Raw genomic sequence first — 4,034 nt, 5'->3', positions numbered from 1 at the left:
GCATGAAGCCCATCGTGTACGGGAAATTCTTGTAGTCGCCGAACTTGGTGGCACCCGAAGCGATGAAGAGGTGCGGGACCTTCTTCTGGTTCATGTATTTCATGATCGCCGCATTGGTGGGCGCACCGAGCGGCGAGAACAGGACGTCGATCTCGTCGCCTTCGACCAGCTTGCGCGCCTGCTCCACGGTCTTGGCCGGACTGTAGGCGTCGTCATAGGTGATGTACTTGATCATGCGGCCGTTGATGCCGCCTTGCTCGTTGATCATCTTGAAATAGCCGCCGGGCGTGCGGCCGATCGACGAATAGACCGCGGCCGGTCCGGAATAGGCGTCGATGTTGCCGATGACGATCTCGGTCTTGCCTTTGGCGATCGCGGGCCTGCCGAGCAGCAGCGTGGCTGACGTGGCAGCAGTACCCTTGATGAGATCACGGCGGGTTGGCCGGGGTGAACGGTTGCTTGTCATTGCATCCTCCGCTTCTTCTTGTTGGCCGTTTTGGCATTGTTGGCCGTTTGGCAGCCTCTGACGGGCATCTCGGCGTCAAGCATTCCATGATGCTTGATCCGGATCAAATCAGTTTAAGAGTGCGGCACGGCGGAACTTGTGTGCAGGCGCTACCTTCAGGAATATTGGCGCGGTGTCAGGGTGCGGAGCGGCGCGGCGGATCGAGTGATCCACCGCGCCGAATGCAGAGGCCGATCAGGCCGGCAGGGCCCGGCTCGCCGCGCGACCGTGCGCGCTGAGCTCGCGCACCGGGAAAACGCGGTCATAGGCGATGTTGAACACGAACGCGTAGACCAGATAGAACGCGACGATGGAGATATCCATCATCAGCGCGGCCCACAGCGGGACGCCGAGATACCAGGCGACGAACGGGATCAGCAGCACGATCAGGCCGGCCTCGAACAGCATCGCATGTGCGACGCGGATCGGCATGGTCTTGGCGACACGGCCGGTGAAGCGGACCAGCGCATGGTCGAAGCCGAGGTTGAACAGCAAGTTCCAGATCGTCGCCACCGTCGCAGAGACGACGCCGATGACGCCCATATGGGCGACCGGCTGATTGAACAGCCAGGCGGCCGCCGGCGTGAAGATGGCGATACCGATCAGTTCGAACAGGACTGCGTGCCTGACCCGGTCCGAGAAGGAACGCATAGACATTTTGAAACCCTTTCTTGTCGTTGTGACCGGATTTCTATCTGATATTGTGGGATTACAAAGTTACGTAATATCTGAAAAAGAGATAGATGACCGTTTCCATGGACCAGCTCGAATCCTTCGTGGCGGCGGCCGAGCAGGGCTCGTTTTCCGGTGCGGCACGGCTTCTGAAGAAGGCGCAGTCCGCGGTCAGCACGCATGTCGCCAACCTGGAAACCGACCTCGGCGTTGCGCTGTTCGACCGGGCCGGTCGCAACCCGGTGCTGACCGAAGCGGGTGCGCGGCTGTTGCCTGAAGCAAAACTGATCCTCGATCGCCGCGAGCACCTGATCGGTGTCGCCAGCAGTTTCGAGGCGCATGTCGAGAAGCGCCTGGTGGTGGCGATCGACGAGCTCTATCCGGAGAGCGCCGTGGGCGAGTTGTTTGCGGAATTCGCGGAGCGATTTCCGCATGTCGAGCTGGAGCTGCTGTTTCCGATCATGGAGGACGTCAGCCGCCTCGTGCTCGACGGCAAGGCCGATGTCGGCGTGATGTGGCGGCAGGAGCAGCTGCCGCCCGAGCTCGGCTTCAAGACCATCGGCTGGGTGCCGTTGCAACTCGTCTGCGGCAAGAACCACCCTCTGGCACATGGGCGGGTCGATTGGGAGGAGTTGAAGCGGCATCGCCAGATCATGGTCACGGTGCGCAACGAAGGCACCGAGCGGCACAGGCTTCGGGTCGCAGCCGAGGTGTGGTGGGTCGAGAGCCATTGGGTGATCCTGCAAATCCTCAAGCAGGGCGTCGGCTGGGCGCTGATCCCGGCCCACATCATGGCGAGTTCGCAGGTCGCCGAGGAGCTGGCCATTCCCGAACTGGAGTTCGACGAGGGCGCGCATCCCGTCGCGCTCGAAGTGGTCTGGCACAAGCAGCGGCCGGTGGGACCGGCGGCAAAGTGGCTGCGTCGTCGTTTCGCCACGCGACCGCCGATGCTTCGCATGTGACGGGACAGGCGCGTCGCTCATGGCATGGTGAGCTGGCATCGCGGCCGCGATGTGTTGCCATGCCTGCCGCAGTGACCTGACGGGGTGGAAACGATGGCGAAGCAATTGGAAGGCAAGGTCGCGGCCGTGACCGGAGCGGCGTCAGGCATCGGACTTGCGAGCAGCGAGGCCATGCTCGCGGCAGGCGCGCGCGTGGTGATGGTCGATCGCGATGTGGCCGCGCTCGAGGCGCTCGCCGGCAAGCACGGCAATGCGGTGATCCCGCTGGTGCTCGACCTGCTCGACCCGAAGGCCTGCGCGACGCTGCTGCCGCAGGTGCTCGAGAAGGCCGGCCAGCTCGATATCCTGCACGCCAATGCCGGCATCTATGTCGGCGGCGACCTCGTCGATGCCGAGACAAGCGCGATCGACCGGATGCTGAACCTCAACGTCAACGTCGTGATGAAGAACGTCCACGACGTGCTGCCGCACATGACCGCGCGGGCGACCGGCGACATCATCGTCACCAGCTCGCTCGCCGCACATTTTCCGACGCCGTGGGAGCCGGTCTATGCCTCGTCGAAATGGGCGATCAACTGCTTCGTGCAGACGGTGCGGCGCCAGGTCTTCAAGCACGGCATCCGCGTCGGTTCAGTCTCGCCCGGGCCCGTTATCAGCGCGCTGCTGGCGGATTGGCCGGCGGAGAAGCTTGCGGAGGCGAAGGCGGCAGGAAGCCTGCTGGAAGCGAGTGAAGTCGCCGAGGTCGTGATCTTCATGCTGACCCGGCCGCGCGGCATGACCATCCGCGACGTCGTGATGCTGCCGACGAATTTCGATCTGTAGGGAGCGTTTCTCCCGGACGTCTCAGGCGGCGCCGCGATCGAGCGCCGGCGTCGGGTCCTTCTTCGTCAGCCGGCGCAGCGCCGCCAGATTGGTGGCGACGGAGGCCATGCGGCACTGGGCCTTGCCTTCGGACTTGGCTTCATAGAGCGCGGCATCGGCAACCGCCAGCAGCTCCTCGGCCTCGGTGCCGTGTTCGGGCGACATCGCGACACCGACGCTGACGCCGACCTTTGCGAAGATGCCGTCGGCGAGCCGGTAGGGCATCGTGACGGCCTGGAAGATGCGATGGCCGACCGCGAGCGCCTGCTCGGCGGTGACGCCGTTCGCCAGCACCACGAATTCATCGCCGCCGAGCCGCGCGATCACGGCGGTCTCCGGCAAAGCGCGCCGCAGCCGCTCGGCAGCCAGCATCAGCACCTGATCGCCGGCCGCATGCCCGTAGGTGTCGTTGACCGGCTTGAAATTGTCGAGGTCGAAGAACAGCAGCGCAAACGGACCGCCATTTCCGCGAGAGGCCGCCAGCTTCGCGTTCAGCGCGGCGACGAAGCCGGCGCGATTGCGCAGGCCGGTCAGGGTGTCGTGATGGGCAAGATGGCCGTTCTCGCGTTCGGCGCGCATGGTGGCAATCAGCATTTTGTTGAGGCGGAAGGCCGCGACCGTCATCGCCGTGAGATACAGCGGTACCTGCATGACGACGATCAGGAGCAGCGGTTCGCCGGCAAGGGCCGCTCCCGGTACGATCGGGCCGAGGCTGAGCAGGATCATGGTTCCGGCGAGGCGTGGCGCGCTGAAATTGCGGAAGCAGATGCCGCCGACCATTGCGGCCGCCGACAACGAAGCCAGCAGCGCAACCACCCAGTCGCCGCTGGCGAGGCTGATCAGGATGCCGAAGCCGACGCTGGCGCTCCAGGCGACCGCAAGCACGAGGTGCAGATCGGTCGGGGTCGGCCGCTGCTCGCGCGCCGCGCGATGCGCAACCACGAGCACCGCCAGTCGCGAGAGGCAGATGACGAGTTCGAGGACGACCCAGGTGATGAACAGCGCGGTCGGCTCGCGGATCGCAATTACCGCCG

Annotated in this window: 5 protein-coding genes; 2 read left to right on the top strand and 3 right to left on the bottom strand. The window is 64.5% G+C overall.

Going from position 1 to position 4,034, the window contains the following annotated elements; genetic code table 11:
• Positions 1 to 466 (bottom strand): ABC transporter substrate-binding protein (locus FNJ47_RS44940; protein ID WP_163163059.1); only part of this gene is annotated, 466 nt, incomplete at its 3' end.
• Between the two features lie 234 nt (positions 467 to 700).
• A complete protein-coding gene (locus FNJ47_RS44935; RefSeq protein WP_163163057.1) occupies positions 701 to 1,162 on the bottom strand; it encodes a PACE efflux transporter in 462 nt (153 codons plus the stop codon).
• Positions 1,163 to 1,248: 86 nt separating this feature from the next.
• Here FNJ47_RS44935 and FNJ47_RS44930 point away from each other — a divergent pair, with 86 nt between their 5' ends.
• Complete coding sequence (locus FNJ47_RS44930; RefSeq protein ID WP_163163055.1) at positions 1,249 to 2,139, top strand: LysR family transcriptional regulator; 891 nt, start codon at positions 1,249 to 1,251, stop codon at positions 2,137 to 2,139.
• A gap of 93 nt (positions 2,140 to 2,232) precedes the next feature.
• Positions 2,233 to 2,961, top strand: coding sequence for an SDR family oxidoreductase (locus FNJ47_RS44925; RefSeq protein WP_163163053.1), 729 nt, complete (start codon positions 2,233 to 2,235; stop codon positions 2,959 to 2,961).
• A 21-nt stretch (positions 2,962 to 2,982) separates the two neighbouring features.
• Here the strand turns inward: FNJ47_RS44925 and FNJ47_RS44920 are convergent.
• Positions 2,983 to 4,034, bottom strand: a 1,052-nt coding sequence (locus FNJ47_RS44920) for a GGDEF domain-containing protein (RefSeq protein WP_163163051.1), incomplete at its 5' end; no start/stop codon positions are given.

The sequence above is a fragment of the Bradyrhizobium uaiense genome (assembly GCF_010811875.1).
Lineage (GTDB): Bacteria > Pseudomonadota > Alphaproteobacteria > Rhizobiales > Xanthobacteraceae > Bradyrhizobium > Bradyrhizobium uaiense.
The sequence above is the reverse complement of the archived record's forward strand: the minus strand, read 5'-3'. Positions and strand labels throughout refer to the sequence as shown.